This is a genomic window from Methanohalophilus sp. RSK (assembly GCF_003722075.1).
Taxonomy (GTDB): domain Archaea; phylum Halobacteriota; class Methanosarcinia; order Methanosarcinales; family Methanosarcinaceae; genus Methanohalophilus.
This window is the reverse complement of the sequence record NZ_RDSK01000003.1, coordinates 24,854-51,830: the sequence shown is the minus strand read 5'-3', so window position 1 is coordinate 51,830 and position 26,977 is coordinate 24,854. Positions and strand designations below refer to the sequence as shown.

Here is a 26,977-nt window from a genome sequence, read left to right as displayed (position 1 = left end):
CGTAAAAGTGCCAAGGTGGCGGAGCGGCTACGCAATCGCCTGCAGAGCGATTCCATCCCGGTTCGAATCCGGGCCTTGGCTTTCATCCATCTCATATAAGTTGAGGACAGCGGCCATAGCGGCAGGGCAACTCCTGTACCCATCCCGAACACAGAAGATAAGCCTGCCAGCGTTGTATATTGTACTAAAGTGCGAGAGCCTTTGGGAACTATGCATCGCTGCTGACTCAACTTATTGACTCTTACCTTTTCTCAATAATGCTTTATTTCTAGCAGCCTTTTTGAATCAATATTAAAATTCCAGAAATTCTCTTTCTTGATTAATCTACTTTCCAGATGTTATTTGATATCTCTACTATCCTATCATTATATTTTTTTTAAAACATAGAGATTTTCTTTCTCAAACTGTCTTTTTAGAGGACTTCTTACAGCACTCTAAAATCTATTAATACATAAAAATTAGAAATCTTAGTTGGTGTGAGGGTATAATCAAATATCTAGTTTAGCTATTATTTAATTATTTTTTTCGAGAAGTCTTCTAACGTTAACTAGAAAGATGGGTACATAAGCACGATAATCATACCAGCACAGTGCATAATCTCAAACAATGAAAGGGGAAAAATCATGAACGAAGATAGCAAGGACCCTGTAATAGGACCCACTGGCCGGGGTAGCACGTCAATCCGGGACTGGTGGCCGAATCAGTTGAATCTTAATATTCTGCACCAGCATTCTTCCAGGTCCAATCCGATGGGAGAAGCGTTCAACTACGCTGAGGAGTTCAAGAAACTCGACTTTGAAGCTGTGAAAAAGGACCTCTATACACTGATGACCGACTCGCAGGACTGGTGGCCGGCTGATTATGGTCACTATGGGGGGGCTTTTCATCAGGATGGCATGGCACAGTGCAGGTACCTACCGCATGGCCGTGGAGGCGGAGGTTCCGGCAACCAGCGGTTTGCGCCACTCAACAGCTGGCCGGACAATGCGAACCTCGACAAAGCGCGCCGTTTGCTCTGGCCGATCAAGCAAAAATACGGCAGCAGGAACTGCTGATGGACCGGGCTCAACTGCTGACATTGACCGCCCCTGAGATGGCGGTTCTCTTGGGCGGCATGCGCGTCTTGAATACCAATTTTGCACAGTCCCAGCACGGCGTTTTCACCAAACGGCCAGAGACGCTCACCAATGACTTCTTCGTGAACATGCTCGACATAAACACTGAATGGACGGCAACTTCGGATGATGTTTTCGAGGGTCGTGATCGTACAACAGGTGAACTCAAGTGGACCGGTACCCGTGTCGATCTCATTTTCGGTTCGAACTCCCAGCTCAGGGCCGTGGCGGAAGTCTATGGATGTGAGGACCCCAGGAGAAGTTCCTGAACGATTTTGTAGCGGTGTGGAACAAGGTAATGAACCTTGACCGCTTTGATCTCACCTGATCGTAGCATCAACGTAGGGTCTCTAAAGCATATTTTGAATGCTTATGGAGATTATTAGAAGCATATGAGCGTGGCGTTTCAATACAATCTGAAACACCGCCCTTTCTTTAGGACCTTGCAGTTTACTGGTGCACAGCAATGCAACCATGACAAAAGAAGAGCATGCAAAGGCTACTGAAAAACAAATCATATTCGACTGTGGTTGCGGTTTTCCATCGCAGTTCAAAAAGTGATTTGGCGGTGTAATCTTAAAATATTTTCTTTGCTCTTTTGTTACCGGTTATTGTTTGGCAGGAATTCCCTACACTTTGGTTTTTGTAGATATGTCACAGGGGTTAAGTTATAAATAAGAAATCTCATACTGCATACCCATAATCAATCATCTTTCACAGTGAAAACCATGACCAAAAACCTACCTGACCAGTTAGAATTCCAGCTAATAGATGCCGACTACTTCAGACAGGACAACTCTCCTGTAATCCGCCTGTTTGGGCGTTCCTCAGAAGGTAAAAGTATATGCTGTCAGGTACCCGGCTTTGAACCTTATTTTTATGTAAATTGTAATACAGACCTGGAACAGGTTGCAGCTGATATAAAGCAAAAGTTCGAACAGGTAAAGGCCATTGAAGAGGTTGAGAAATTTGAACCGGTAGGTTACCAGACCACACCCATCCGCATGTTAAAGATAATTACCCATGATCCGGGTAACGTGCCGGAGATCAGGGATGATATAGCCGCCATGCCTGCTGTAAAAGAGATCTACGAGGCAGACATCCTATTCAGGAACCGCTTTCTGATTGACAGGGGCCTGCATGGGATGGGCTGGATGCGGTTGACCCCCCAAAGTGCCGTGCAGGACCTTCCCCTCTGCAATATAACCTGCAGCAGTGGGGACGTGGAAGAATTTGAAAGAAAGGAACCTGCACCCCTGAGGCACCTGGCGTTTGACATCGAGTGTTTACCAGTGGATGGCAATATGCCCACTCCTGAAACCTCTCCCGTGATAATGATCAGTATCTCCTTTGCACCGGCCTATCAGGGCAAAGACACCATAGTCCTGATAGCCAAACCTGCTGATGGCGTGGACGCAGATGTGGAAGCCTGCCAGGATGAAGCTTCCATGTTGTCGCGGTTTTTTGAGATATTCAGGGAATTCGATCCCGACGTGGTTACCGGCTATAACAGCAATGATTTTGATATTCCCTATATAACCGATCGTGTATCCATTCTCAACAAAAATGGCCACAGGATCAAATCCGATGTAGGCAGGGACGGCAGGAGCCTGGGTTACAGGAAAATCGGCATTCGCACCATGGTTGATATCACCGGCAGGGCTGTTGTCGATGTGTTGCCCCTGATCAGGCAGGAATTCAGCCTGAAACGTTATACCCTCAGGAATGTCTCCCATGAATTGCTCGACAAGGAAAAACTGGATGTTTCCCCTCAGGACATGGAAGAGTACTGGGAAGACAACGGTACCAAACTCTATGAGTTTATCAATTACGCCAGACGTGACTCCGAGCTTGCCCTTGAACTGCTTCTGCACCTAAAATTACTTGATAAACATATAGCGGTATCCCAGGTAAGCGGCACTCTGCTTCAGGATGTGATAAGCGGAGGCCAGACCAATATGGTCGAACAGCTCCTCCTGAGTGAATATGGCAAGCAGAACAGGGTCATGTCATCCAAACCCGATGAACATACATCCCAGCAAAGACGGAAGCTGAATGAGAACCTCAAAGGGGGGGCAGTCCTTGAGCCTCATAAAGGGTTACATGAAAACGTGCTTGTGCTGGACTATAAGTCCCTTTATCCCACCATTATAATGGCCCATAATCTCTGCTATACCACCGTTGTGCAAAACAGCAATCTTGAAGCAGATGACCTTATAATCTCTCCTACCGGGGATAAATTTGTCAAACCCCATCTATACAAAGGCATCGTACCCTCGGTACTCGAGGATCTTTTGAGAAGGCGCAGTGAGACCAAACAAATAATGAAAAAGACCCGGGATGAAAATCAACACCGTGTTCTGGATGCCACCCAGCTTGCCCTGAAAATCCTGCTCAATAGTTTTTATGGCTATTCCGGCTATGCCCGGGCCCGTCTGTACAGTCTGGGAATGGCCGGCTCAGTAACAGGTATTGGCAGGGAAAACATCGCCCGCACCGAGGAGATTGTCTGCAGCCAGATAGGCAGCGTGGTGCTCAGGAATGACGAGGTCTATTTCAGGGATGAAGCAGGTGAAATTGGACCTGATGACAAAAAAGTAAACCTTTCCATTGTTTACGGGGATACGGACAGTGTTTTTGTGCACTGTATGGATAGGGATAACAGGGAAATATCTCCTGATGACTTGACTTTGGAAGAATCTGCCCGGGTGGGCAGCAAAGTTGCTTCCCTTGTAACCGCATCCCTGCCCGATCCCATGGAACTTGAGTTCGAAGCTACCGCCAGGCGTGTCCTGCTTGTAGCAAAGAAACGCTATGCTCAATGGCTGTTTGAACCTGCGGAAGACGGCTGGAAGGATAAGATCAAGGTCAAGGGCCTGGAAACCGTCAGGCGTGACTGGTGTGAGCTGACATCCAATATGCTAAACCGGGTACTGGAATATGTCCTGAAAGAAGGTAATGTGGAAAAGGCAGTGGAACATGTGAAAACCACTGTGGACAGGGTGCGCAATCTGGATGTCACCCGGGATTCTGATATTATTGATGATCTGGTACTGACAAAGACTTTTTCCAAGAGTCCTTCAAGCTACAAGAACAAACAACCCCATCTCACCGTGGTGGAAAAGATAGAACAGCGTACCGGCATGCGTCCTTCCATCGGAGAGAGAATTCCCTTTGTGATAGTTGCGGGCAAGGACCTTTTTGTAAACCGTGCGGAAGACCCTGAGTATGTCAGGCAGCACAACATAGCCCTGGATGTTGATTACTATATCCAGAAACAGCTCCTTCCACCGGTGGAACGCATCCTTTCAGTATTTGGTGTGAATATAGCGACCCTGGATCATGACTCCAGGCAAAAGGGGCTTTTTGATTTTGCGAAATCCAAACCTGCTGACAACGGGTGTCAGATGAATGCCGAAGTAAGAGAACCTGAAAAAGAAAAACTTCCAGAAAGCGGCAACCAGAGTTCCCTACTTGATTTCTGAATCATATACTTTCTATGGCTTCCACGGGATCCAGTTTTGATGCCTTTCTTGCCGGATATACTCCGGCGATCATATTTATTATAAAAGCAAAGATGGCGGCATAAATAAAATTCATTGCCTCAATCTTCATGGGCATACGTGTAAGCCCCAGATACATTTCGGCAGGCAATTCTATTTCGTAGGATCCAATTGCCACCGCTGTAAAATATCCCAGTACAAGACCCAGCAGGAGGCCGAAAGCGCCCAGGATTGTGGATTCTATCAGGAATATTTTAGTGATGCTTTTTCTGGAAGTACCCATTGCCATGAGCATTCCGATCTCACTTTTCTTGTCCATGACAATATTGATCAGTGTATTGGCAATACCAAATCCGGCGGTAATATAGATCAGGATATAGTAAAGCCACACAACCATCTTCTGGGTATTGAGTAAATCCAGGAGCTGACTGTTGATCTCAATCCAACTATCAGCCTTTAGACCTGTTTCTCTTTCAATTTCTAAAGCGGTTGTCTCTGCATTATAGGGATCTGTGACACGCATGGATATTGCAGTGATTGTTCCCTTCTCATCATAAAAATCCTGCAGGGTTTCCAGTCTTGCATAGGCAACACTTTTGTCCCGGCCGGTGCCACTGTCAAAAATCCCTATAACTTTCAGGGAAAGCTCGCCTGCTTGAGGGGAGGTTATCTGTACCCACTCACCAGGTCTTGTTTTCAGATCATCGGCCAGGTCATCCCCTATAAGGATACCTTTGCCACCTCTGGAAAGATCCTCATAATTTCCCTCTACGATATCGGGTTTAAGGTGCATCACTTTATTTTCATCCGGAGGATCCACTCCGAATATGTTGATCCCTGCGGAATTATCCCGGTATGTAATCACGGCCTGTTTTTCAAGGTATGCAGAGGAAGCGATAACTGTGGGGTTGCTTTCGATTACAGATTTATAATAATCGTAGAGATGTATACCTGCATCCTTTTCCTCTGCAGGATACACCACTATATGAGGAGAGTTTTCCACTGTTTTTTCTATCAGTTCATCGGTAAACCCGGTCATAAGGGACATCAGGACTACAATTACCACTACAGCAAGGGCTACAGCAAGAATGGAAAAGAATGTATTGCGCTGTTTTGAAGCGATATGCCTGCGGGCAATCCTGAATTCGAACATAAAGTTTCAGAGCTGCACATAACGTGCAGCATCTCCCAGGTTTTCTTCAATACGCAGAAGCTGGTTGTACTTGGCAGTTCTTTCCCCTCTGGCAGGAGCTCCGGTCTTGATAAGATCGGCACCGATTGCCACTGAAATATCTGCAATCATTGTATCCTCGGTTTCTGCAGACCTGTGGCTTACCACTACATTATAGCCGCTGTGGAATGCCATGCTTGCAGCATCGAAGGCCTCAGAAAGAGTACCGATCTGGTTTACCTTGAGCAGAAGAGCATTTGCAGCTTCCATTTCGATGCCTTTGGCAAGTCTTGAAACATTTGTGACAAACAGGTCATCTCCCACAATAATGGTTTCCCAGGCTTCATTGGTAAGATTTGCAAAATCCTCAAAGGCTTCCTCATGGAAGGGATCCTCAATCATTACTATAGGGTATGTGTCAATCAGGTCGACGTAGAAATCGGTAAGTTCTGCTCCGGTCATGGTGGTTCCGTCGATATTGTAGTTCTCCCCATCGAAAAACTCAGAGGCAGCGGCGTCCATCCCGATGGTCACCTCAGACTCGGTATATCCCGCTTCTTCGATGCCACTTACCAGAGCATCCAGGGCATCCACTGTCTGGTCGATGGGTGGGGCGTATCCTCCCTCATATCCCACATTGGTTGCGGACGCACCATATTTATCCTCCAGTACCTTTCCCAGGGCATGATAGGTCTCGCTTCCCATGCGCAGGGCATTTGAATAAGTATCAGTTCCCTTGGGCTGGATCATGAATTCCTGGATCGCCAGACCATTGCCTGCATGCTTGCCGCCGTTGAGGACATTCATTGTGGGAACGGGTAGTGCAAAGGAATTCGATCCTCCAAGATACCTGTACAGGGGCATTTTGAGGGAATCTGCAGCTGCATTGGCAACAGCCATTGATACACCCAGGATGGCATTTGCACCGAAAGTAATCTTGTTGTCGGTTCCGTCAAGGGCAATCATTAACCCATCGATCTCCCTCTGGCTGCGCACGTCATAACCAGTCAGTTCCCCGGCTATTGTTGTATTGACATTGTCCACGGCATCTAGGACACCTTTACCATTGTAGCGTTCATCCTCCTTATCCCGCATTTCAATGGCTTCATTTGTTCCTGTGGAAGCTCCTGAAGGGACACTGGCCCTGCCAAAACCCTTTGGCGTGAACACATCAACCTCCACTGTGGGATTTCCCCTGGAGTCCAATATCTCTCTTGCATGAATCTTTTCTATCCGGTATCCTGCTTCTTCTGCCCTGTAACTCATATAATTCCGCCTTGGACTTTGTTTACTGAATAGGAAATTACTGTATATATAATATTCTTGTCCCTGAAATCTTTGTTGTTAATGTTTTGTACGTATTTACGTATAATGTATTCATAAAATATATATTAATGGAGCCATTTTTCTTCTCTTATGAATGACGTTGCTTTCATAAAGCTCGATCCCGGCAAGAGGGAGATTGCAGATTTACTCCAAAACCTCTCCCTGTCCCGGATAGAAGCTCTAGCTATGACCTGCCTTATTGATGGTGATTCGCTTACCTCAAGTGAGATTGAAAATCTCACCGGCTTGAGACAACCAGAGGTAAGTGTTGCCATGAAACCTCTCTGCAAAAAAGGTATAGTGGAGTCCTGGGATCAGAAGTTATCAAAGGACCGGGGTAGGCCTCGTCGTTACTACAAATTAAAATTAACCTTTGATACATTCATGAGAAATCTGGAAAATGACATATCGGCCGAAATAGAGTGTAAATCCCACGCGCTCAATAGGCTAAAACAGATATGCACTTAATTCTCTTTTTATCCGAAATTGATAGGGGCAAATCCTCTTTTACTGTCAAATTTGCGCAAAGCATCCATTCCTTCAATTTCAAGAAGAAGGATTTCCGTCACCATGAAGGCTTCATTGTGCTTTCGCATGCATCCGATACTGGCTTTGCCATCCCTGCCCAGGCCGGTATGGAGGTGAACTACGGGTTTTTTGTTCTCAAGCATTATGTTGCCAATACCGATTATTTCATGCGGGTCCACAAATGAATTCCATATGGGCTCCGGGGGAATCATATCTTTGAGGGGGCCGGTGACCAGATTTGAGTTCCTGCATGCTCCCAGCATGAAAAGGAATGCCTTTTCTATACCTTTTTCTTCTGCCAGGGCCGTTATACTTTCCAGTATGTCTTCACCGTCATCTACCCTGAGGACAAATACTCTTCCGACTTTTCCTTCTCTGTATTCCATGTTATTCCCTTATTCAGTAATTTTGCCATCTACGATCCTGACGATCCTGTCGGTTTTGCGGGCCATGTTTTCATCATGGGTCACCAGGATGAATGTCTGGTCAAATTCCCGGTTCAGTTTCCTTAAAAGTTCATAGACCTTGTCACTGGAATGGCTGTCCAGATTCCCGGTAGGTTCGTCCCCGATGACGATCTTTGGCTGGTTGACAAGTGCCCTTGCCACAGCTACGCGCTGGTTTTGTCCCCCTGAAAGCTGGCCTGGAAAATGGTGCAGACGGTCTTTAAGTCCAACTTCATTGAGCAATTTTTCAGCTTCTCTGGTAGCTTCACCCTTTTTCTTGCCGGCTATCAAAAGAGGCATCATGACATTTTCCAGTGCGGTGAAATCGGGTAGAAGATGATGGTACTGGAAAATAAAACCAAGCAATTTATTTCGTGCACTGGATCGCTGCCGGTCATCCATGCTGGTGACATCCTGGCCGTCAATCAGGATAGTGCCTTTTGTGGGAGTGTCCAGAATACCTATCATGTGGAGCAGGGTACTTTTGCCGGACCCGGAAGGGCCAACTATTGAAAGGAATTCTCCCTTTTTCACATCAAGGTCCAGTCCGTCAAGCGCCTTTACCTCGACGCCATCTCCATAGACTTTTTCCAACCCACGGATCTCGATGATATTGTCTGTTTGTGGCATGTCCCTCCCTGGAAACATTGCACATCATGTCAGTAATGCGGTTCCAGACCTTCGATCTGGGAGAATGCCTTGTCTACTTCTTTTTCTTCCTGGACACGTTCCTTTTTCTCTTTTTCAATATTGATAGCATCGACTGCAAGATGATAAAGTTCTTCCAGCTCGGAAGCGGATTCAAGAGTAAGGACAGACAGTACCCGGGGAGATTCGCCTTTGCGGACAATTATTCCTTTGAAAACATGGCCTACCGAATCAGAAAGTTTCTCAACTTCTGTGGAGATTTCATCGATACTCAGGTAACTCTTGTCACCCCTGATGATCATCATGGACCTGCTTGCTTCCTCGTAAACATTGGTATTAAACAGTAATCCGCTTGGGGATACAGCCTTCTGGATGGCTGTTCTGACAGGCACTTCTCCGTCTGCTTCATAGTAACCAATGGTTGCAATCCCGGCTCCTCCACTCATGACCGTCTTGAAATCACCCAGGTCGGTGACCATCATCATCTCGCTGTCCAGGGAATCCAGCAGGAAGATCAGCCTTTTTGCGATCATCTCATTTATGGAATCATAGGCAGATTCCACATCCCCGCCCATCTGTTTGAGATACTGGTTATCTGCAAGGATTATCCCGTCAACCCCACTTTCCCTTATGTCCTTGAGGGCAAATGCCGCGTTTTGCAGGTACAGTGTCCCTTCTTCTCTGAAGGGGAGGACAACGACTGCATATACCGGATAATCATTTTGTTCTTTCAATTCCCGGATCAGGGAAGGAGTAAAAGATGATCCTGTACCTCCGGAGGCAGAAGTTATAACAAAAGCAAGATCGAAACTGCCTCTCTCATCGAGGTTGCGCATGATCTGGGATTTATTTTCATCAAAAACTTTCCTTCCCACGTTTCTGTTTGCACCAACTCCGTGCAGGTGAGGTATATGGATTCGATCCTTTGCCTTGGTATATTTCATTTCCTTGAGGTCGTTGACGGCAGTATTTATGGCAAGAGTTTGTACATTACTTTTATACTGTTGTTTTGCATAGAATTTAGCAAATCGACTTTTGGAGCCGAATGCCTGCCTGTTTATAGAGTCCAGGATACGGTTGCCACACTGTCCGTTTCCGACCATAAGTATGTTGAGCAATTAATTCCTCCAGATGATATTTAAAAGCGGTATTGTTGGCGGCGGTAATATATCCATGCTGCTGCCCCAAGAATGATGACTACAGGCACGATATATACATATAGCGGCTGCTCGAAGATCACGTCGTATTTGCCTTTTGTGACTTCCAGTGCATTTGTTGTTGTTTCACTGTTTATTTCTTCTGCTTCAGGGTCTTCAGCACTGATGTAGGAATAGGAGGCTGTTACCGGATAACTGCCCATTTCCTCTGCTTTGACGTTGAATGTGAATTCCTTTTCCTGTTGCACTCCCAGGGTTTCCAGGTATATTGTGGGTGTACCACTGATAATCTCAATTTCGCTGTCCTCGCCTTCATACTCAAGTTCGTCGGGAAGCTGGATGTCCACTGAAACAGCTTCAGCATCCCCTTCACCGTTATTTCTTATGAGTAATGTTACTTCAGTACTCTCGCCCCGCGGTATAACAGGTTCCTGAAGCTCTGCCGAGACTTCCACATCTGCCATGGCTGCAGGTTCGCCTTCCACTGTGATTGTAGGAGTGTTGGAACTTGCCTGCGGGAAATCAACTCCCGCATTGTTGGAAAAGGTTGCAGTAGTAGGTTTGAGTGTAAATGTGCCGGGTTCTGTTGACTTGATGCGATAGACAAAGATTTGCTGTGACTCCCCAACGTCCAGGGACATCTCCCCGGATTGGCTTACGAAAGTTTCTTCCAGGATGAATTTCTCGGGGAGGTTGTTGGAAAACCTGAGATCAGTTGCATCGTCATCTCCTTTGTTTTCTGCCCTGACGGTAACTGTTACCGAATCACCTGCTTGTATGGTATTTGAGCTTACACTTTTGGTTATTTCTATAACGGGTGTACCGGAAAATTCCGCCTTTTTATGGCCCCCATCGACAACTCCCTTTGTATTGATGATATCCTCATCGGTAATTGTAATGAGTATTTTGGCAAGATTTAAAGTACCTGTCTTTGTATCGAGAAGTTTCACTTCAACTTCTTCATTATCGATTTCAAAGGTAAAAGTGTCGTTAATATCCAGCCCTTTGTCCATCAATTCAGTGTCCTTTTCATACACATAAAACGATGCATAGTCTTCTGAAGGGAACACATCGGCTACATCTATTACATGATTGTTTATCTGGTACCCATCACCGGCTTGTATATCTCCTTCATAAAGAACACTTGTTGCACAAGCAGAGCCCGCAAATACCACTGAGGACAAGGCTGCTATCAAGAGCAGGCATACTATCATTTTTTTGAATTCCATGTTCCCCTCGCCACGATTTTTTCATGATTTGTTATCTAAATACTGCCTAAATACACTACTGGAAACCAATATAAAGTTTATGACATAAAAGACTCTTTCATCTCCATACTCAGATCGGCCCATTGTGCTTTATGGATCAGAGAGCCCATAGAGATTACGTCAATTCCGGTTTTTGCGTATTCGGCAAGGTTTTCGGTGTTTATTCCTCCCGACACCTCTACTATTACCTTATTCCTTAATCCTTCGTGACGTAACTTTTCCACGGTTGATATTATTTCTGAAGGGGCCATATTGTCCAGCATAATGATGTCCACTCCCATCTTTGCAGCCAGAATAGCATCGGTTGCGGATTCAACTTCAGCTTCTATCTTTTGGGTAAAACTTGCCATTTCCTTTGCTTTGAGGATTGCATTTTCCAGGCCCATTATATTCCTGTGGTTGTCCTTTATCATGATGGAATCGGAGAGATTGAACCTGTGGGGGTCCCCTCCACCCGCGATTACGGCCAGTTTTTCGAACTCCCGGATTCCCGGAGTTGTTTTACGGGTTGCAGCCACAACTGCTTCAGAACACTGATTTACAGTTTCCACGCAATCTCTTGTAAGGGTCGCAATACCGCTCAGGTGTCCCAGGAAATTCAAGCTCAGCCTTTCGGCACGTAATAAGGATACCGTGCTTGCCTTAAGTTCAAAGATCACATCGTTATTCTGTATCCTTTCACCATCTGCAACCTTTCTTGTATATTCGATATCAAAATAATCAAATATGGCTTCTGCAACATCCACACCGGCAATTACACAATCCTGTTTTGCAAAAACCACGGCTTCTGCAATTGTATCCGGCACCATCTGGCATGAGATATCATGATAACCCAGATCTTCCCGGATGAAGTTCTCTATCTGTCCTCTCAGCATCCTTTTCACCGGATTTACTTTATGTTCGGGAAGTTTTAATAGGCTTTGTAATGATAATACTTTTATGCGCTGCCCCTCTAGAACATAAAGGAGTCTCATTAATGCTTAAAATAGGAGTTTTCGGTTGTGGTGCCATAGGTGGAGAGATATGTAGGGCTATTGATAATGGCCAGATTGAAGCAGAACTCTATGCTATATATGACCGCCATGATGAATCCCTGAACAGGGTGAGAAGTTCACTGGAAAATTTTGATCCGCAGGTCATGGAAATTGTTGAAATGGTCAGGGAGGTAGACCTGGTGGTAGAATGTGCTTCCCAGCAGGCGGTTTATGAAGTGGTTCCCGCAGCGTTGCATGCAAAATGTGATGTCATGGTGGTCAGTGTCGGGGCTTTTGCTGACACACAACTGCTTGAAATGGCCGAAAACATAGCCCGTGAAAAAAATTGCCGGATTTACGTTCCCTCTGGTGCCATCTGTGGAATAGATGGTTTGATTTCAGCTTCTGCAGCTGCTCTGCATTCAGTCACCCTGACAACCGAAAAACCCCCCGCTGGATTGAGGGGTGCCCCCTATGTCCTTGAAAATAATATCGATATTGATTCCATAACCGGCAGAACGGTTCTTTTTGAAGGCTCAGCGACCGAGGCTGTACATGCATTCCCTGCAAATGTGAATGTGGCTGCTACTCTCAGTCTTGCCGGGATTGGATTTGATAATACCAGGGTAAGGATAGTGGTCAATCCTGCCCTGACAAGAAATATCCATGAAATCGCAGTTGAAGGTGAGTTTGGAAGGTTTACCTCCAGAGTGGAAAATGTGCCATCCCCCACAAATCCAAAAACAAGTTATCTGGCTCCTCTTTCCGTAATTTCTACCTTGAAGAAACTGACCCAATCCTTTAATGTGGGAACCTGAACTCGCATAAACTTATATGTTATATAATCTATGTATTCGCCCGGAATTCATTATCCCGGGATTGCAGTGGTAATATGCAGGATAAGCAGGCGATAATAGACAGGATTAATGTCCTGAAAAAGGAAAAAAATGCGGTGATCCTTGCCCACAATTACTGCCGTGGCGATGTACAGGATATAGCTGATTTTGTTGGTGATTCACTTGGCCTGAGCCGTCAGGCAGTCGAGCAACCCGGTGATATCATTGTTTTTTGTGGCGTAGACTTCATGGCGCAAAGCGCTGCTATCCTGAGCCCCCAAAAGAAAGTTCTAATTCCCGACAGGTTTGCACGCTGCCCAATGGCCGCAATGGCTACTGCAGATGAGGTGAGAAAAGCCAAAAAACAACATCCAGACGCGATGGTTGTGTCCTATGTAAACAGCAGTGCAGAGGTGAAAGCAGAAAGTGATGTATGCTGCACCTCCGCCAATGCGGTGGAAGTTGTCAACTCACTGGATTGCGCGAAAGTACTGTTCATTCCTGATAAAAACCTGGGAGATCATGTAGCCAAAAATACTGATAAGGAAATAATTCTGTGGGACGGCTACTGCCCGACCCACAACCAGTTACGTGAGTCGGATGTAGCTTCGTCTAAAGAAGCTCATGCTGGCGCCGAGGTTTTGGCTCATCCGGAATGCAGGCGGGAGGTGCTTGAAAAAGCAGATCATATTTTCAGCACCACAGGAATGACAGGATATTGCTCCTCCTCTTGTTCAAATGAATTCATTATAGCTACGGAAAACGGGCTTCTGCATCGCCTGCGCACGGACAATCCGGATAAGCACTTTTACCCCTGCTCTGAATATGCGATATGTCCGGATATGAAAACCATCGACCTTGCATCTGTTCTGGATTGTCTGGAAAATGAAGAATATGAGGTCACAGTAGAGGAAAAGGTCACAGCGCAGGCCAAAAAAGCCCTTGATCGCATGCTTGAAGCAGGAAGAGCATAAAGGCGGGCTATTTCCATGCACGCTTATCTTCAATTAATGCGTATTGTCAATTGCGCAATGGCAGCCTTTGCAGCAGTTATCGGCGTGTTAATCGCTTTTAGAATCATTTTTGAACAACCCCTTCAGGCATTTCCATTTTTAGAAGCAGGGCTTGTGGGATTTGTAGTAATGCTCGTAACAGGGGCCGGCAATACCATCAATGATTATTTTGATGTGGCTATTGATACGACAAACAGGCCTGACAGGCCGATTCCCTCTGGAAGGGTAAGTAAGAAACAGGCGCTTTTCTTTGCTGCATTCCTTTTCATTGCCGGAATTACCATTGCCTGGTTCATTAATCTGGTCTGTGCTTTTATAGCTCTTTTCAATTCTCTCCTGCTTGTCCTGTATGCCCGTAATCTGAAGACCACTCCCTTTTTTGGCAATGCTGCGGTGGGTTACCTGACAGGTTCCACTTTTCTTTTCGGTGCCGCTGTATTTGGGATAGAAGGATTGTATGCCCTTTCGGTATTATTCCTGCTTGCAACCCTGGCTACAATTGCACGTGAAATTGTGAAGGATATCGAGGATATGGAGGGAGATCTAAAAGCAGGAGCTACCACTCTCCCCATTCTCATCGGGAAAAAACAGGCAGGGCTTGTAGCTTCGGCGCTTGCCCTGATAGGTATTGCTGCCAGTCCTTACCCTTACCTGAAATCCATGCTGGGTGAATATTACCTCCCTCTGGTGGGTATCGCTGACCTGCTTTTTATCGCGGCTGTCTATGCAGTGTTGAAAAATGACCCGGCCCTTTCCTCCAAACGCTTCAAACTGGCTATGTTCATGGCATTGTTTGCCTTTGTGGCAGGTGCTTAACGGGATGTATGCCTGAGATATTCCTGCAACATCCGGGGAAACGTTTCGGCGGGAACAAACCTCACACCCAGTTGTTCGGCCCATTTCTGAATCCCGTAATCCTTGGCAACTACGGCTGCATCAAGTTCTTTTGCCAGCAGTAGCACATCGATATCCGGTGCACTGTCCAGTATCCCGTAACGCAGGGCTGAGCGGTATTTGTTGCGGAATTTGTTCACAACGGAACCCACTACTTCGCGATCGATATCCCTTTCCACCATATGTTTGGTTTCTGCCTGTGAATTCTGGATAAGACATTCGTGGGAAGCCTCACGTATTGCATCCTCTGCCACATTCATGCCTTTGTTGATCCTCTCCCTCATGTAGGATACGTATTCGTGGAAGATTCGGGAGGGGATCTGTACCTCATACCTGTCAGGGGTTTTCTTGACAAGCCAGGTATCAATCTTTGCCACGACTTCAGGGTCACAGTTATTGTTATTGGCAAACTCCTGAAGTTCATTATAAACGGAAGGGAAGGGGACATAGCAGCTGATCTGCAGATGCAGTCGGGCATCGGCTATCAGGTCCAGAATTTCTTTCATACCTGCACAGATAGTGTCCTGTCCCAGTGACTGGCGTGCCTGAATATCGGTAAGCCCGGTGGTATCCATTATAAACCTCTGTCTCAACATGTTTCCTCCCCGTTATAAAAAGTACAGAATAAAAATTGGTTTACAATTTAAAGTAGTTTTGTACTATTTGGCTTTTAATTTCCGGTTTCCGTATCTTTATGTTCACAACCTGCCTTTGCATTTTTGAGTTTTTCAATTGCAGTCCTGAAGTGTTGGTTGTTGATGTGAATTGAGTATGCTATCCTTTTCACATCCTCCCGCTTCATGGCAGGCCGGACATTTTCCCTGATTGAAAGCATTGAAGCTTCCCTGCAAATAGCCTCTATATCAGCCCCACAATAACCATCCGTAAGTCCGGCCAGCTCATGTATATTGACATCTTCTGACAGGGGTTTGCCCTTCAGGTGGATTCCAAAAATTGCTTCCCTGCCGGCAGAATCAGGCAAGTCTACATGTATGAGCCTGTCAAAACGGCCCGGCCTGAGCAGTGCCGGATCCACCATCTCAGGGCGGTTGGTGGCGGCAATTATGACAATATCCTTCAACTCCTCTATGCCGTCGATCTCGGTAAGGATCTGGCTAATTACTCTCTCAGCTCCCTCCCCTCCAAAGTTATCCTGTCTTTTGGGTGCAATCGAATCGATTTGATCGAAAAAAATAATTGAAGGAGATGCCTGCCGTGCTTTGCGAAATGTTTCACGGACTGCTTTTTCGGAATCCCCTACATATCTGCTTAGTAATTCCGGTCCCTTTATGCTTATGAAATTGGCATTACTTTCCCCGGCTGCTGCCCGTGCCAGCAGGGTCTTGCCTGTGCCGGGCGGTCCGTAAAGCATAATTCCCAGAGGAGGCCGGGTGGCAGTTATTTCGAACAGTTCCGGATATTTTAGGGGCCATTCCACAGCTTCCATAAGATCCTGTTTGACTTTCTCCATTCCCCCTACATCATCCCAGAGGGTATCTGCCATTTCTAGGAAGACTTCCCGCATTGCAGAGGGTTCAACGTTTTTGCGTGCTTCTTCAAAGTCAACAGCATTGACTGTAAGTTCATCCATGATTTCCGGAGGGATTTCATCTTCAATTTTCAGCCGGGGCATGAGTCTGCGCAGTGCATGCATGGCAGCTTCTTTGCAGAGTGAGGAAAGATCAGCTCCGACAAAACCGTATGTTGTATCTGCTATCTTTTCCAGGTCTACACTGTTAGAAAGGGGCATACCTCTTGTATGCACATAAAGTACCTGCAGCCGCCCTTCCCTATCCGGAATCCCAATCTCAATTTCCCGGTCAAACCGTCCCCCTCTTCGCAGGGCCTGGTCAATGGAGTTGGGTCGGTTGGTCGCAGCTATTACTATAACTTTTCCGCGTGATTTCAGGCCGTCCATAAGGGAAAGCAACTGGGCAACCACGCGTCTTTCCACTTCGCCCCTGACCTCATCCCTTTTGGGAGCTATGGAATCGATTTCATCAATGAAAATAATGGAAGGGGCTTCCTTTTCAGCCTCATCGAAAATTTCCCTGAGCTTTTGTTCGCTTTCACCATAATATTTTGAAACGATCTCGGGACCACTAATGGAAAGGAAATTGGCTTCGGTTTCACTTGCAACAGCCTTTGCAATCATGGTTTTTCCGGTACCGGGAGGTCCATAAAGCATCATACCTGCCGGAGGGTCGATTCCCAGTTTCTGGAATAGTTCTGGATGTCGCAAGGGTAGTTCGATCATCTCCCGCATCAGGCCGATTTCCCTTTTCAGCCCCCCTATATCCTCATAGGAAACCTGTTCATCTCCTGGTAACTGTTCTACAGGTTTTTCCTTCAGCATCAGTCTGGTATTGCGGGTAACAATCACAGGGCCTGTCGGCTGGGTAGCTGTTACTACAAACGACATCGGTGTGTTAACGGTCTCAACACGTATCTTTTGTCCACGGTCAAGTGGTCTGCCTTCCAGGATACGGTGAATATAACGTGAGTAATTTTTGGAATGTATAGTCTGGTTTGTAGCAAGAGTAACCCTCTGGGCATCTGTTGCTTCAACCTTTTTGATAGTGACTTTATCATCGATACCTATACCTGCATTATTACGCAGGTTACCATCAATTCTTATGATGGTTTTACCTGCATCATCAAGGTAGCCGGGCCACACAACGGCATAGGTTTTACGCTTACCCTGAATAGATATTATATCTCCACTGATGGCTCCTACCTTTTCCATCAGGTCCTTGTTAAGCCTGGCAATACCTCTTCCTGCATCACGGTGGTATGCCTCTGCCACACAAACTTCGATTTTATTGATGGTTGGGTTGGAGGAGACCATACTTGGTCCAAAAATATTAGCTCAGGCGGGCACGGAGCTGTTCTACAAGTTCCTGCTTGATGGATGTGCTACGATCCCCACCACAGACGATACCCCTGACACCCAGGATATCCGGCTTGATTTCCATTATTGCTTCTATATCCTCGAATTTGATACTGCCTGCCAGAGCCGTTTCCAGGCCATTTGCATGTGCTTTTTCAACGAAATCCTTAAGCTGTGCTTCATTGAGGAACTCGAAGGTGGAACGTCCGTCCTTTACCCCTGTATCAACCATGACCAGGTCAACTCCTGCCTTTGCACCGATTGCCGGTAAGAGGGCGGGGTCAATTGAATTGATCCTCGCATAATCGGAATACGCACATGCGACTACTTTTGGGACATTGTCCATTGTCCTGACAGCTTCAGTAATTCCGGCAAGCATCTCATAGGCCTGTTCCTCTGTCTGGATATCATACAGGCCGATTTTGACATAATCCGCACCTGCAGCTGCTGCACCATAGGCAGCAAGGGCAGCGGTGCCAGGCTTGTAGTTAAAATCCCCCAGAGCTGCACTGATGGGCTTTTGGTTCCCTACAGTTTCCTTCACTCCTTTGATCACTCCCGGGAAATTGGCACCAAGAGAGCCTTCCTTTGGATTTTTGACATCGATAATATCTGCACCGCCTTTTAGGGCGGAGATTGCTTCTTCGTTATTAATAGGACTAACCAGCAGTTTCATGTAATGGCCTCTTTTTTATAGGATGGAATTAAGTGTCATATTAAATATGTTTCGAATTGTCTTTGTACTAGATATATATAATGGTATTGCAGTTCATGCCCGGGGAGGTGACCGGAAAAAATACCAGGCTGTCCATCGGTCCAGTCAGGTATGTGAAACTTCAAGTCCCTGTGGTATAATTGAAACTCTCAATCCACGGGAAGTCTATATTGCCGACCTCAATATCCTGCAGGGGGGAGGGGAAAACAAAGCGAATATTGATGGATTAAAATCCCTTTCATCCACATCTAATGTCATGTTGGACGGCGGTGTAGACAGGCAGGAGGATGCATATAAATGGCTGCAAGTTGCCGATACTCTGGTGCTGGGCACTGAAACGGCTTCAATGGATGTGATCAGGAATCTGGCAGCCAGGTATCCGGGCCGCATAAGTGTGAGCATTGATCGCAAAAATGGTCAATTACTGTCTAAATCATCGGATATCCCTGAAAATCCTGATCAGGCAATAGAAATACTCAATGAGTTGCCATTGAAAGATATCATTTATCTTGATCTGGATCGTGTAGGCACCTCTTCAGGGATGGACATTGATATGCTTTCCCATCTTGCTAAGAGATCCCACCACCCTCTTCTGCTGGGGGGTGGTGTGCGGGATATGGCAGATATTGCAGAACTTGAAAACGCCGGGATTTCAGGTGCACTTGTCGCAACGGCAGTGCACAAACAAGTTATACCAGTAAAACAACTACGATAAAAAAATCAGGTGATAACTATGGATGAAGATACATTTGAAGATGTTGAAGCAGCGTATCATGAAATAAAAATGGGTGGAGGGTGGTACCTTACCATCTCACTGGAAACCAGTGAAAAGTATGAAAAAGAATATGTGGAAATTGCAAAGGAAAGAGGGGGCCAGAAACGGGGCCGTTTTAATCTCAATCCCAAATATGCAAGACAGCTGGGAGAGGCCCTTATTGAATTTGCCGACTCCAATGAGCTTTGATCATTCAAGTTCTTTGATGGCCCTGTCTACTTCCTTTTTTACTTTTTCCAGACTCTGTGATGCGTCTATAATTACAAATCGCTGAGGATTTTCTTTTGCAAGTTGCAGGAATACATTGCGAACCCCCAAAAGGAAATCCACCTTTTCAAACTTGGTCTGTGCGTCACGACTGTTACATCTTGAAACGGCAGTCTTGGGGTCGATATCAAGCAGTACAGTGAGGTCCGGCACAATGGTCCATCCCCTGTGCAGCTGCTTGATCCACTCCACCGGCTCATCGAACCTGTCCTTAAGGGTAGACGATTGGTAGGCAATTCTGCTGTCTGAGTACCTGTCTGAAATTATCACTCTGCCGGCCTGCATTGCAGGGTTGATTGTATTTCGGATGTGTTCTGCATGATCGGCTGTAAACAATAAGAGCTCTGCTAGGGGATCAACATCCGACTGGATTGCCCGCATCACAGCCTGGCCGATCCAGTCTTTTGTAGGTTCCCGTGTAAAAATAATATCCGAATAAAAGGGATTTTGTTTCAGGTATTCCATTATGGTGGTCTTGCCCGACCCGTCAATCCCTTCAATGGTGACAAGTTTTCCTTTCATTTATATCTCTCAGGTACGGACTGTGTCTTCACTGCCACATTGGGGACATTTTATAGGCATGAAGTTGGGGTCTGCCTGGAATACGAAACTGCAGGTATTGCATACAAAATATACCTTTGATTGGTCTATATCTTCCATATTTTCACCTGTATAATATTAACCGGTAAATAATATAACTATATTCTCCATTTCCAGTGTATGACGATTATAGGAGTAATTACAAGGGGTAAGTACGGCAACAGATTGATAGAAACATTACGTCAACATTCGGATTTCACCGTCAAAACTGCATCCCTGCCTGCCAGGTTACCCGATTTTTTGGATGAGCCGGAAGAATTTGTAAAAAGACTGGATATCAATCCGGATGTATTCAATGCAGACACCATAATAACTTATTCTCTGCATCCCGATATTACACCGGTGATTGCCCGCCTAGCCGGGAAAGCCGGTGTGTCCTCATTGATCGTACCCGGAGGCTCTTCCCGGGCCCCACTTGTCGAACTGGATAGAATATCTTCGGAATATGGTATCTATATCGAGGTGGATGAGATATGCTGTACTCTTGCGGAAAAGGAAGAAACAGCACCATATTCCAGTGTCTTTGGTCTTCCGGAATTCGAAGTCTCCACTAAAAACGGCTATATATCGGATGTCCGGGTCCTGAAAGGGGCACCCTGCGGCAGCACATGGAGAATGGCGGAAAAACTGATCGGTACAAGAGTGGAGGATGCCCCTGCAAAGGCAGGTTTGTTAATCCAGCAATACCCTTGCAGGGCTGTCAGAGGGCAGCTGGGAGGAATCCATGATTCGGCCCAGTTGCATAAAAAAGCAATTGAGAAGGCTCTGAAAACCCTCTCAGAAGAATGAGTTTACTGGCTCTGCAATTTGATCCTGTCCTTGAGGATGCATTTGCCGCCTGTATGGCCGCCCAGGGGATTATGAGGGGTTCCCAGTGAATTCATACATCGTGCCATCACTGCTGCACCCCTTGCAAGCCCGTCATCGACAAATACGACTTTTTCTTCGATTTTATCTCCCAACCCCAGTGTTTCCAGTTTTTCAAGCACAAGTTTGGGTTTATCTCCTGATATGCCGGCCCTTCCGGTAATTCCAATGGAAGTTTCAGGAAATACAACTCCTTCTTTCTGTGCCACTTCCACAAGGCGGTAGATTACACCTGCCATCACTTCATCGATTACTGCGAACAGGACCTTGAGTCCCTCTTCTTTGTAAATCTGGGCCCCCAGTTCTGTTAATTCATCCATTTTTGAACCATTGGTACCCACGTCACATCCAATGAGCACGACCCCAATTTCGGCTGCAGCGGCAGGATTTACAGGGACACTTCCATAACGGGTAACATTTTCAGGTACCTTTTCGATAGATATCTTTTCCATCAGGCGGTTTGCATATTCCTTTATTTTCTTCCCCTTCAGGAACATGGTAATCATGCCCGGAGGCTTTTCGTCAAAGACATCAAGAGCGGTTCCCAGTTCCAAATCCACAAGCTGGGTCCCACGGATTATAGCATCGGGAATGGCTCCTGCATAGCCACAGAAGTTCCCAATGGTTTTTGCATAGGGCTCCTCCGGGCTGATGACCCGTCCATCTAGCGTGGTCCCAAAATCCATCGATAAACAGGGATTGCGGAAATCCACATCCACCCATTTCGCTCCTTCTTTAATACCGGCGGTTGCAAGTTCTCCCTCCATCTCATTGGCCACGATTTCCACACCTGTGGCCCCCGTGGGAGGAAGGACGCTGGCAACTGCACCATCAAAAATAACTTTGTTGAGTTTACTGAACTTCTGGAATCTGGGGTTTATATTATCCTGGGACATCGGAGGTGTCATGTTCCTGGGAGGTACTCCTGCCAGAAGGCAGCCGTCTGCAAGAGCTTTGATAAATTCTCCCACTTCTTCCGGTGCATCGAATCCGGCCACAACGCCGGTGGATCGGACAACGAAGTGAATATCTTTTTCTATATCGAGGTTGGCTTTTTTGACAGCCTCTATCAGCGTGTTCTTGACAAGTTCTGCCACGGATTCACGGCTCAATTCCACTCCTGTAAGCGTCTTGCCGAATACTTCTTCTCCAGGTTTTGGTTGTCTTACATCCCTTGTCATCCTTACAGTTTTCACCACATGGTATGTCGTACCTTTTTCAAGATCTGTGGCCGTCAGGATGCATTTGGTGGTCGTATTGCCCACTTCTACAGAGGCCACTATGAAATAGGAATTGGATTTTGATTTCAGGTCTATCAGTCTAACGGAAGGAGTCTCGGCCATCCTGGGTTTGTGTGACATAAAATCTGTCCCTCAGAGGTATGATTTAATTTTTTCCTGTATGTTTGCCTGTGGCAATGCACCCACCATTCGGTCTGCAAGTTGCCCATTTTTGAACACAAGAAGGGTTGGAATTGCAGTGATCTGGAATTTTCTCGCAGTAACCTGATTCTGGTCCGTATCGAGTTTGCCAAAAACAACGTCTCCCTGCATCTGCCCGGCAAGGGAGTCTATTATCGGCCCGACCTTTTTGCAGGGGCCACACCATTCTGCCCAGCAGTCCACTACAGCAAGTGGATAACGGCTTACAAAATCTTCAAAATCGGCATCTGATACTATCATGGCTTCTGCAGGCCAGTTGGCCTTTTCGAGATCTGTCTTTATCTCTTTCATTCTCTTCTTCCTTATTTCTTCGAGTTCGTCCATGTTTCCCCTCGCATTATTTAGATATTTCATAAGCTATATCTGTGATTCTGATCAATTACCAATTAGCTATGTACTGCATACATTTAAAGGTTTGGATGGTTATTCACAAATAGTGCACAACCAACAATTGCCCATCCTGGAGGGGTTTCCATTACAAAAGCAGACAGTGAAAAATCAAGCAACCGCACAATATTCGATCAGAAATGTGTAACCTGTGGCACATGGATGAATAGGATCGAGAATAAAAATAAGAATGCTGGCAGAACAGTAACGTATTCCTGTCCGGAATGTGGCCTGTCCTATACCGTGGATGAATGATTTAATGTGGGAAATTAATCAACTGCTCAATCTTGACCCTTATGATTTTGAAAGGCTGGTAGCTCACCTTTTTGATAAAATGGGTTATAATACCCAATCGACACAACAGAGCAGGGATGGGGGTGTCGATATCGAAATATCGATTGATAATTTTGGTCTTTCCCATCGATGGCTTGTCCAGGCCAAACGTTATTCAGGGCCTGTAGGGGTCAAGGAAGTGCGTGAATATGGCAGTTTGTCTTACAGAGAAAATGTGGATGGAGTAATTATTGTTACCACTTCCAGTTTTACCGGTGAAGGAAGAATGGAAGGGGCAAAACACAACATCAAGCTGATAGAAGGCCCCCTGCTTACCGAGATGCTTAACCATTATTGTCCTGATGAAGGGGAGAGTTTCCACCGGAAAGGACGGGGGGTTGATGTGCTTGAAACCGGTGAACAAGTATTTGGAAGACATAGCGCAACAATTGAAGGAGACAGGATATGGCTGGTACTCACAAAGAAACATATGTATTTTGAAAAAATAACTGCCACTCTTTTCTCAAAGAAAAAAGAACTTATCAGGAGAATAGATGCAAGTTCAGTTATAGGTTTGAAACAGGATACAAATTCCCTCTATATAGTAATCGATGAGAAAAATCCTGAGGTACTGGCCCTTTCGATCAGGGAGCCGAAAAGTTTTGCAGAGAACCTTGAATTGTTTCGTCCTTCTTTTCTGCGGGGCGAAACCCTCCGGAAATTTGGATAGGAAAAAAAAGGTTGTCTGGTGCTTACCAACCGCAGATTTCTCATGATGGATAAAGACAATATCGAAACTATCAGATTGAAGGATATTGCAGGGGCAGAGATTGAGAAACAGGGAATATTACACAAGGATAAACTTGCAATCCTTGAATCAAAGGAAAGTATTACCAGGCACATATATGATGTGGAAAACGCCTCTGAATGGAGGGAGGCAATCCTGAAAGGCCTGGGAAAGGAATGAATGTTATTTAATTTGTTGTAAATAGCGCTGGTTCTTGACAACCCGCGTAATTAATGTGGCCACAAAACCAATAGCAAGACCAAGCAATATAACAAGTACCAGATTCCCTTCTTCGGCATACTGGAGAAGGAATTTAAAGAGCAGAGCAGTCAGGGCAATCCCTGCTATTATGATATAGCCCACATTGATGTTATAGAGTTTTTCCAACAGACTCATAGTCAACCCTTGGAATCCCTTTGCAATAAATACTTTCCTTAATTTTCGCACAGTGGCATCTTTTATAATTATGCACAAATTTTGTCGACCGGTTCTTCATCTCAGATCTCTATGAGGGCCCAGGTCACAACCTGTGCATGGCAGGCACATTGTCCCGAACAGTCTTGTATCAAGTCCGCCCTGATCCAGCTCTTCTCTCAGGAAACGGGTGAGTTTGAGGATACGCTCTTTTGAAGGCCTCTCTATATTAACCTCTTCCTTTCTGAGGGAATGGCTTGCTGCGGGTCTCAGGATAGGAACCACACCTCTGCGTACAAGTTCCCGTATTCCTTGCATTACAGTTTCATCATTTTCTCCCAAACCGATTATGAAATTGGAACAAACCCTGTTCTTGCCAAACATCAGGACAGCTTCGGAAAGGCAGTCCAGTATAAAGTCAAGGTCCTGTTCGCCACAAAGCGCGCTGTACAGCTGGCGATCCATTGTCTCTACATTATATTTTATCTCATCTGCGCCGGCCTCTTTTAGCAGTTTGTTGGAATTGATTGTGGGATATACCGAAACTCCAATGGGTACATTGTATTTTTTGCACTTCCTGACAACATCAACCGCCCTTTCAACTTCCTTTTCAACTGTCTCATCAACTCCGGCAGTGATAGATATGGCTTTCATCTTTCCTGTATCATGTGCTTTTTCTATCATATCCAGCACTTCTTCCACTGATTTGACCCTGCCATTGAGTTTTGGGACCGGGCAGAATTTGCAGTCAAAGATACAGGTCTCGGTCATATTGATATACGCCTGTTCTGGACAGTGAAGCAGTTCTTCTTCAATTTGTCCACAGGCAAGGAGCTTCTCATTTTTGTAGATACAGATTTTTCCATCCTTTTTAAGCGCTTTTAAAGGGGATTTTACATCTGCTCCAAGTTTTACCCGGTGTCCTCCGGAACTAAAAAAGAAACCTACTTTACCGGCACCCGGTCCTGCACTTGAAACAGTGGGTTTCCCGAGTAGTTTTTCATCGATGGCCACTCTTCCTGTTGCCAGTAATTCGGCTTTGATCTGGGCATCCATGTACTCATGGTGGGTAGTAAGATTAATTATAGTTTTCTGCCATCAGTTTATAATAGTGCATGGATATCCTATTGTAGACAGTTTTTGTGGTGAATATAATGAAGCAGGACCCTATTTGTAAAAAAGAGATTGCTGAAGACACTTCTTTCCAGAAAGAATATGACGGCGAAACCTATTATTTTTGTTCAAGTGAATGCCTGAAAACATTTGATGAGATGAAGAAAAGCGTAATACGTCTCAAACGCAGTCTTGATGAGAAAAAACGTGTTTCTTTTGGCAAACTAAACAAAGATGTTATCAAGCCGGGTATCTGCACCCTCTGCGGAGCATGTGCTGCATCCTGTGAATCCATAGCAATAAAGGATAAACGTCCCAAAATAGTAGGACCATGCACATCATGCGGGGTGTGTTACAACCAGTGCCCTCGCACGATTACTACAGAAGAGGAACTTGTGGGCAAACTCAGGTTTGCATACAGCGCCAAAAGCCTTCTTCCCCGGCATGAGGGACAGGATGGAGGTGCTGTTACGGCATTGCTGGCTTATGGGCTGAAGGAAGGTCTGATTGATTGTGCGGTAGTAACCACTCATTCAAAGGATCAACCCTGGAAACCGGTTGCAATTATTGCTGAGGACCGTGCACAGGTCCTTGAGTCCTCTGGTAGCATGTATTCTCACAGCATGACAATGGAACAGTTGATGCAGGCTATTCAGCAAGGTATGCGAAGTATTGCTTTTGTAGGTCCAAGTTGCAATATAGATGCAGTTTACAAGACGCAGCGTAGTCCCTATGGTTTTTTGCATTTGTTCATGAGGGCCAATGTATTGCGTCTGGGACTATTCTGTATGGACACATTTTCTTACGAAGGCATCAAGGAATTTGTTGAAAACCATGGTATGAGACTTGCGGATATTGATGCAATGAAGATCCGTAAGGGTAAGTTCGAGTTTGAGCAGGCAGGTCAGATTAGCAGATTCTCTCTGTCCGAATTTGATGAATACAGGTCTTCCTCATGCAAGTTCTGTACCGACATGGCGGCAGAAAATTCCGATATAAGTTTCGGGGGTGTGGGTACGCCGGATGGTTACACCACGGTTTTTGCCCGGTCCAGTATTGGTTATGAGATATTCAATGAAGCTGTGGAAAATGGTTTTCTGGAGGCCAGGCCCCTGGAGGACTATGAGATGGACAGGGTGCTCAATCTTGCCAGGATGAAAAAGGTACAGATGTATGGTGTAAACCGCAGGAGTAAAAAGGCCTGATAAGAACATATTAATAGCATTACCTTTTGTGTAACACATACGCTATATAACGCTTACAGAGGCTTCATATTATGATTACAAAGGAACAGGTAGAACACATCGGCTGGCTTGCACGGGTCAATATCGATGAGGAGGATGCTTTTGAATTTGCATCGGAACTAAGCACTGTGCTGGATTATTTCGGACAGCTGGATGAGGTGGATACCTCGGATGTCAAACCTACATACCACGTTGCCGATGTCATGAATGTATTCAGGGAAGATAAGCCAAAAGATTCCCTGGAGCAGGATGATATTCTTGCAAATGCTGAAGAGATACAGGAAGGCTACATAAAAACTCCAAAGATCATCTGAGGGGGCGAAA

30 protein-coding genes, 1 tRNA gene and 1 rRNA gene are annotated in these 26,977 nt (G+C 45.7%); 16 read left to right on the top strand and 16 right to left on the bottom strand.

Going from position 1 to position 26,977, the window contains the following annotated elements; all coding sequences use genetic code 11:
- Positions 1-9: 9 nt before the first annotated feature.
- The 5 genes from EFE42_RS02300 to EFE42_RS02285 all read left to right on the top strand — a co-directional run bounded on the left by EFE42_RS02300 (position 10) and on the right by EFE42_RS02285 (position 4,600).
- Positions 10-81 (top strand) — tRNA-Cys (locus tag EFE42_RS02300).
- Positions 82-105: 24 nt separating this feature from the next.
- A 5S ribosomal RNA gene (gene rrf / locus EFE42_RS02295) occupies positions 106-227 on the top strand.
- A 396-nt stretch (positions 228-623) separates the two neighbouring features.
- Positions 624-1,055 carry a peroxidase family protein gene (locus tag EFE42_RS10710; protein ID WP_305021956.1) on the top strand — a complete coding sequence of 144 codons (432 nt, stop codon included), beginning with the start codon at positions 624-626 and terminating at the stop codon, positions 1,053-1,055.
- A 149-nt stretch (positions 1,056-1,204) separates the two neighbouring features.
- Positions 1,205-1,384, top strand: a complete 180-nt coding sequence (locus tag EFE42_RS10960; RefSeq protein ID WP_370448646.1) for a hypothetical protein — start codon at positions 1,205-1,207, stop codon at positions 1,382-1,384.
- Positions 1,385-1,843: 459 nt separating this feature from the next.
- Positions 1,844-4,600, top strand: coding sequence for a DNA-directed DNA polymerase (locus EFE42_RS02285; protein WP_123135734.1), 2,757 nt, complete (start codon positions 1,844-1,846; stop codon positions 4,598-4,600).
- Position 4,601: 1 nt separating this feature from the next.
- On the opposite strand, the gene EFE42_RS02280 is transcribed toward EFE42_RS02285, so the two are convergent.
- Together EFE42_RS02280 and eno are read right to left on the bottom strand one after the other, a co-directional pair.
- On the bottom strand, positions 4,602-5,771 hold the full coding sequence (locus tag EFE42_RS02280; protein WP_123135733.1) for an ABC transporter permease: 1,170 nt from the start codon (positions 5,769-5,771) through the stop codon (positions 4,602-4,604).
- Between the two features lie 6 nt (positions 5,772-5,777).
- Positions 5,778-7,055 (bottom strand): phosphopyruvate hydratase, encoded by a 1,278-nt coding sequence (eno, locus tag EFE42_RS02275; RefSeq protein WP_123135732.1) that lies wholly within the window; start codon positions 7,053-7,055, stop codon positions 5,778-5,780.
- Positions 7,056-7,205: 150 nt separating this feature from the next.
- Between eno and EFE42_RS02270 the strand changes: the two genes are divergently transcribed.
- Positions 7,206-7,583, top strand: a complete 378-nt coding sequence (locus EFE42_RS02270; protein WP_123135731.1) for a transcriptional regulator — start codon at positions 7,206-7,208, stop codon at positions 7,581-7,583.
- Positions 7,584-7,591: 8 nt separating this feature from the next.
- Here EFE42_RS02270 and EFE42_RS02265 read toward each other — a convergent pair whose 3' ends face one another.
- From EFE42_RS02265 to nadC, 5 genes are all read right to left on the bottom strand, one after another.
- Complete coding sequence (locus tag EFE42_RS02265; RefSeq protein ID WP_123135730.1) at positions 7,592-8,029, bottom strand: PPC domain-containing DNA-binding protein; 438 nt, start codon at positions 8,027-8,029, stop codon at positions 7,592-7,594.
- 9 nt (positions 8,030-8,038) lie between these two features.
- A complete protein-coding gene (locus EFE42_RS02260; protein WP_123135729.1) occupies positions 8,039-8,719 on the bottom strand; it encodes an ABC transporter ATP-binding protein in 681 nt (226 codons plus the stop codon).
- Between the two features lie 29 nt (positions 8,720-8,748).
- Positions 8,749-9,855, bottom strand: a complete 1,107-nt coding sequence (locus tag EFE42_RS02255; RefSeq protein WP_123135728.1) for a cell division protein FtsZ — start codon at positions 9,853-9,855, stop codon at positions 8,749-8,751.
- A gap of 20 nt (positions 9,856-9,875) precedes the next feature.
- Positions 9,876-11,123 (bottom strand): COG1361 S-layer family protein, encoded by a 1,248-nt coding sequence (locus tag EFE42_RS02250; protein ID WP_123135727.1) that lies wholly within the window; start codon positions 11,121-11,123, stop codon positions 9,876-9,878.
- Positions 11,124-11,200: 77 nt separating this feature from the next.
- On the bottom strand, positions 11,201-12,037 hold the full coding sequence (gene nadC / locus EFE42_RS02245) for a carboxylating nicotinate-nucleotide diphosphorylase (RefSeq protein WP_123135726.1): 837 nt from the start codon (positions 12,035-12,037) through the stop codon (positions 11,201-11,203).
- A gap of 101 nt (positions 12,038-12,138) precedes the next feature.
- Between nadC and EFE42_RS02240 the strand changes: the two genes are divergently transcribed.
- The 3 genes from EFE42_RS02240 to EFE42_RS02230 all read left to right on the top strand — a co-directional run bounded on the left by EFE42_RS02240 (position 12,139) and on the right by EFE42_RS02230 (position 14,801).
- On the top strand, positions 12,139-12,954 hold the full coding sequence (locus EFE42_RS02240; protein WP_123135725.1) for an aspartate dehydrogenase: 816 nt from the start codon (positions 12,139-12,141) through the stop codon (positions 12,952-12,954).
- 74 nt (positions 12,955-13,028) lie between these two features.
- Positions 13,029-13,946, top strand: coding sequence for a quinolinate synthase NadA (nadA, locus tag EFE42_RS02235; RefSeq protein WP_123135724.1), 918 nt, complete (start codon positions 13,029-13,031; stop codon positions 13,944-13,946).
- Positions 13,947-13,961: 15 nt separating this feature from the next.
- Positions 13,962-14,801, top strand: a complete 840-nt coding sequence (locus EFE42_RS02230) for a geranylgeranylglycerol-phosphate geranylgeranyltransferase (RefSeq protein WP_123135723.1) — start codon at positions 13,962-13,964, stop codon at positions 14,799-14,801.
- Here EFE42_RS02230 and EFE42_RS02225 read toward each other — a convergent pair.
- The 3 genes from EFE42_RS02225 to EFE42_RS02215 form a co-directional block, all read right to left on the bottom strand.
- Positions 14,798-15,475, bottom strand: coding sequence for an RNA ligase partner protein (locus EFE42_RS02225; RefSeq protein WP_123135722.1), 678 nt, complete (start codon positions 15,473-15,475; stop codon positions 14,798-14,800). The two genes, EFE42_RS02230 and EFE42_RS02225, sit on opposite strands and share 4 nt — an antisense overlap.
- Positions 15,476-15,549: 74 nt before the next feature.
- Positions 15,550-17,727 (bottom strand): CDC48 family AAA ATPase, encoded by a 2,178-nt coding sequence (locus EFE42_RS02220; protein WP_123135721.1) that lies wholly within the window; start codon positions 17,725-17,727, stop codon positions 15,550-15,552.
- Between the two features lie 16 nt (positions 17,728-17,743).
- Positions 17,744-18,445, bottom strand: coding sequence for a (5-formylfuran-3-yl)methyl phosphate synthase (locus tag EFE42_RS02215; protein WP_123135720.1), 702 nt, complete (start codon positions 18,443-18,445; stop codon positions 17,744-17,746).
- 46 nt (positions 18,446-18,491) lie between these two features.
- Here EFE42_RS02215 and EFE42_RS02210 point away from each other — a divergent pair, with 46 nt between their 5' ends.
- Together EFE42_RS02210 and EFE42_RS02205 are read left to right on the top strand one after the other, a co-directional pair.
- Positions 18,492-19,199, top strand: a complete 708-nt coding sequence (locus tag EFE42_RS02210) for a HisA/HisF-related TIM barrel protein (RefSeq protein ID WP_123135736.1) — start codon at positions 18,492-18,494, stop codon at positions 19,197-19,199.
- 18 nt (positions 19,200-19,217) lie between these two features.
- On the top strand, positions 19,218-19,448 hold the full coding sequence (locus EFE42_RS02205; protein WP_072361768.1) for a hypothetical protein: 231 nt from the start codon (positions 19,218-19,220) through the stop codon (positions 19,446-19,448).
- On the opposite strand, the gene tmk is transcribed toward EFE42_RS02205, so the two are convergent.
- Together tmk and EFE42_RS10870 are read right to left on the bottom strand one after the other, a co-directional pair.
- A complete protein-coding gene (tmk, locus tag EFE42_RS02200; RefSeq protein ID WP_123135719.1) occupies positions 19,449-20,048 on the bottom strand; it encodes a dTMP kinase in 600 nt (199 codons plus the stop codon).
- 9 nt (positions 20,049-20,057) lie between these two features.
- Entirely contained in the window at positions 20,058-20,186 is a 129-nt protein-coding gene (locus tag EFE42_RS10870; protein WP_255419047.1) for a hypothetical protein, read from the bottom strand.
- 60 nt (positions 20,187-20,246) lie between these two features.
- On the opposite strand from EFE42_RS10870, the gene EFE42_RS02195 reads away from it, so the two are divergent.
- On the top strand, positions 20,247-20,915 hold the full coding sequence (locus EFE42_RS02195) for a DUF166 domain-containing protein (protein WP_123135718.1): 669 nt from the start codon (positions 20,247-20,249) through the stop codon (positions 20,913-20,915).
- A 2-nt stretch (positions 20,916-20,917) separates the two neighbouring features.
- Here EFE42_RS02195 and EFE42_RS02190 read toward each other — a convergent pair whose 3' ends face one another.
- Positions 20,918-22,354, bottom strand: coding sequence for a methanogenesis marker 14 protein (locus EFE42_RS02190; protein WP_123135717.1), 1,437 nt, complete (start codon positions 22,352-22,354; stop codon positions 20,918-20,920).
- Between the two features lie 12 nt (positions 22,355-22,366).
- Positions 22,367-22,759: a thioredoxin gene (gene trxA, locus EFE42_RS02185; protein ID WP_123135735.1), complete on the bottom strand. Its 393-nt coding sequence runs from the start codon at positions 22,757-22,759 to the stop codon at positions 22,367-22,369.
- 322 nt (positions 22,760-23,081) lie between these two features.
- Between trxA and EFE42_RS02180 the strand changes: the two genes are divergently transcribed.
- Together EFE42_RS02180 and EFE42_RS02175 are read left to right on the top strand one after the other, a co-directional pair.
- Entirely contained in the window at positions 23,082-23,825 is a 744-nt protein-coding gene (locus EFE42_RS02180; protein WP_158599177.1) for a restriction endonuclease, read from the top strand.
- Positions 23,826-23,867: 42 nt separating this feature from the next.
- On the top strand, positions 23,868-24,062 hold the full coding sequence (locus tag EFE42_RS02175; RefSeq protein WP_123135715.1) for a hypothetical protein: 195 nt from the start codon (positions 23,868-23,870) through the stop codon (positions 24,060-24,062).
- A 3-nt stretch (positions 24,063-24,065) separates the two neighbouring features.
- On the opposite strand, the gene EFE42_RS02170 is transcribed toward EFE42_RS02175, so the two are convergent.
- Both EFE42_RS02170 and EFE42_RS02165 read right to left on the bottom strand, forming a co-directional pair.
- Positions 24,066-24,278: a hypothetical protein gene (locus EFE42_RS02170; RefSeq protein WP_148039243.1), complete on the bottom strand. Its 213-nt coding sequence runs from the start codon at positions 24,276-24,278 to the stop codon at positions 24,066-24,068.
- A gap of 96 nt (positions 24,279-24,374) precedes the next feature.
- The gene (locus EFE42_RS02165) at positions 24,375-25,352 is read right to left on the bottom strand and encodes a radical SAM protein (protein WP_123135713.1); all 978 of its coding nucleotides are present in this window, start codon (positions 25,350-25,352) and stop codon (positions 24,375-24,377) included.
- Between the two features lie 98 nt (positions 25,353-25,450).
- On the opposite strand from EFE42_RS02165, the gene EFE42_RS02160 reads away from it, so the two are divergent.
- Together EFE42_RS02160 and gatC are read left to right on the top strand one after the other, a co-directional pair.
- Positions 25,451-26,614, top strand: coding sequence for a Coenzyme F420 hydrogenase/dehydrogenase, beta subunit C-terminal domain (locus EFE42_RS02160; RefSeq protein ID WP_123135712.1), 1,164 nt, complete (start codon positions 25,451-25,453; stop codon positions 26,612-26,614).
- A 71-nt stretch (positions 26,615-26,685) separates the two neighbouring features.
- A complete protein-coding gene (gene gatC / locus EFE42_RS02155; protein WP_123135711.1) occupies positions 26,686-26,967 on the top strand; it encodes an Asp-tRNA(Asn)/Glu-tRNA(Gln) amidotransferase subunit GatC in 282 nt (93 codons plus the stop codon).
- Positions 26,968-26,977: the final 10 nt, after the last annotated feature.

Coding starts and splice junctions, on each gene's coding strand:
- EFE42_RS02270 (WP_123135731.1), top strand. CDS start 7,206: ATGAATGACGTTGCTTTCATAAAGCTCGATCCCGGCAAGAGGGAGATT.
- EFE42_RS02180 (WP_158599177.1), top strand. CDS start 23,082: ATGTGGGAAATTAATCAACTGCTCAATCTTGACCCTTATGATTTTGAA.
- EFE42_RS10870 (WP_255419047.1), bottom strand. CDS start 20,186: ATGGAAGATATAGACCAATCAAAGGTATATTTTGTATGCAATACCTGC.
- EFE42_RS02220 (WP_123135721.1), bottom strand. CDS start 17,727: ATGGTCTCCTCCAACCCAACCATCAATAAAATCGAAGTTTGTGTGGCA.
- gatC (WP_123135711.1), top strand. CDS start 26,686: ATGATTACAAAGGAACAGGTAGAACACATCGGCTGGCTTGCACGGGTC.
- tmk (WP_123135719.1), bottom strand. CDS start 20,048: ATGAAAGGAAAACTTGTCACCATTGAAGGGATTGACGGGTCGGGCAAG.
- EFE42_RS02210 (WP_123135736.1), top strand. CDS start 18,492: ATGTTTCGAATTGTCTTTGTACTAGATATATATAATGGTATTGCAGTT.
- EFE42_RS10960 (WP_370448646.1), top strand. CDS start 1,205: ATGCTCGACATAAACACTGAATGGACGGCAACTTCGGATGATGTTTTC.
- EFE42_RS02225 (WP_123135722.1), bottom strand. CDS start 15,475: ATGTTGAGACAGAGGTTTATAATGGATACCACCGGGCTTACCGATATT.
- EFE42_RS02215 (WP_123135720.1), bottom strand. CDS start 18,445: ATGAAACTGCTGGTTAGTCCTATTAATAACGAAGAAGCAATCTCCGCC.
- trxA (WP_123135735.1), bottom strand. CDS start 22,759: ATGGACGAACTCGAAGAAATAAGGAAGAAGAGAATGAAAGAGATAAAG.
- EFE42_RS02280 (WP_123135733.1), bottom strand. CDS start 5,771: ATGTTCGAATTCAGGATTGCCCGCAGGCATATCGCTTCAAAACAGCGC.
- EFE42_RS02175 (WP_123135715.1), top strand. CDS start 23,868: ATGATGGATAAAGACAATATCGAAACTATCAGATTGAAGGATATTGCA.
- EFE42_RS02190 (WP_123135717.1), bottom strand. CDS start 22,354: ATGTCACACAAACCCAGGATGGCCGAGACTCCTTCCGTTAGACTGATA.
- EFE42_RS02230 (WP_123135723.1), top strand. CDS start 13,962: ATGCACGCTTATCTTCAATTAATGCGTATTGTCAATTGCGCAATGGCA.
- nadC (WP_123135726.1), bottom strand. CDS start 12,037: ATGCTGAGAGGACAGATAGAGAACTTCATCCGGGAAGATCTGGGTTAT.
- EFE42_RS02165 (WP_123135713.1), bottom strand. CDS start 25,352: ATGGATGCCCAGATCAAAGCCGAATTACTGGCAACAGGAAGAGTGGCC.
- EFE42_RS02285 (WP_123135734.1), top strand. CDS start 1,844: ATGACCAAAAACCTACCTGACCAGTTAGAATTCCAGCTAATAGATGCC.
- EFE42_RS02240 (WP_123135725.1), top strand. CDS start 12,139: ATGCTTAAAATAGGAGTTTTCGGTTGTGGTGCCATAGGTGGAGAGATA.
- EFE42_RS02195 (WP_123135718.1), top strand. CDS start 20,247: ATGACGATTATAGGAGTAATTACAAGGGGTAAGTACGGCAACAGATTG.
- EFE42_RS02265 (WP_123135730.1), bottom strand. CDS start 8,029: ATGGAATACAGAGAAGGAAAAGTCGGAAGAGTATTTGTCCTCAGGGTA.
- EFE42_RS02260 (WP_123135729.1), bottom strand. CDS start 8,719: ATGCCACAAACAGACAATATCATCGAGATCCGTGGGTTGGAAAAAGTC.
- EFE42_RS10710 (WP_305021956.1), top strand. CDS start 624: ATGAACGAAGATAGCAAGGACCCTGTAATAGGACCCACTGGCCGGGGT.
- EFE42_RS02170 (WP_148039243.1), bottom strand. CDS start 24,278: ATGAGTCTGTTGGAAAAACTCTATAACATCAATGTGGGCTATATCATA.
- nadA (WP_123135724.1), top strand. CDS start 13,029: ATGCAGGATAAGCAGGCGATAATAGACAGGATTAATGTCCTGAAAAAG.
- EFE42_RS02250 (WP_123135727.1), bottom strand. CDS start 11,123: ATGGAATTCAAAAAAATGATAGTATGCCTGCTCTTGATAGCAGCCTTG.
- eno (WP_123135732.1), bottom strand. CDS start 7,055: ATGAGTTACAGGGCAGAAGAAGCAGGATACCGGATAGAAAAGATTCAT.
- EFE42_RS02160 (WP_123135712.1), top strand. CDS start 25,451: ATGAAGCAGGACCCTATTTGTAAAAAAGAGATTGCTGAAGACACTTCT.
- EFE42_RS02205 (WP_072361768.1), top strand. CDS start 19,218: ATGGATGAAGATACATTTGAAGATGTTGAAGCAGCGTATCATGAAATA.